We start from the raw sequence: 594 nt of genomic DNA, 5'->3' as shown, positions 1-594 counted from the left end.
GCCGCAGGGGCCGGGGGGTGCGCTGCCTTCCATGATTCGACAGTAGACGCAAGGGGTGACGAATGGGGGGTGCCGGGTGGCCCAGTCGTATGGCGGGAGCGGGAATTCGGCCGTCCTGGCGGGGTGGATTCGCACACCGAGGCGAACCGGACGGCCGCCGGTGGCGTCCTCGCCGAGGGGGCCGTTCTCGTGCCGAGGGGGGCCGTGTTCGTGCCGAGGGGGGCCGTATGAGGTTCCGGAGACCGCGGTTGCCGCGCACCCGTGCCGGGCAGCGGCGGCTGGTGCGGGCCGTGGTGGCCGTCTGCGCGCTGGCGCTGCTGCCGGGGGCCTGGCTGTTCACCTCCACGGCGGACCGGCTGCGCACGGTCGCGGACGTGCCGCCCGCGCCGGTCGCGGTGGTGTTCGGGGCCGGGCTGTGGAACGGGGAGCCCTCGCCCTACCTCGCGCACCGCCTGGACGCGACGGCGGCGCTGTACCGCGCGGGCCGGGTCAAGGTCGTGCTGGTCACCGGCGACAACAGCCGCAAGGACTACGACGAGCCGGACGCCATGCGCACGTACCTCACCAAGCACGGGGTCCCGGGCGAGCGGATCG

1 pseudogene is annotated in these 594 nt (G+C 74.7%); it reads left to right on the top strand.

The window, feature by feature from the left end:
* Positions 1-62 precede the first annotated feature (62 nt).
* Positions 63-594, top strand: a pseudogene (locus tag CCN72_RS41715) (SanA/YdcF family protein); the annotation flags it as partial.

It is taken from the genome of Streptomyces murinus, from assembly GCF_002154555.1.
Taxonomy (GTDB): Bacteria; Actinomycetota; Actinomycetes; order Streptomycetales; family Streptomycetaceae; genus Streptomyces; species Streptomyces murinus.
The sequence above is the reverse complement of the archived record's forward strand: the minus strand, read 5'-3'. Positions and strand labels throughout refer to the sequence as shown.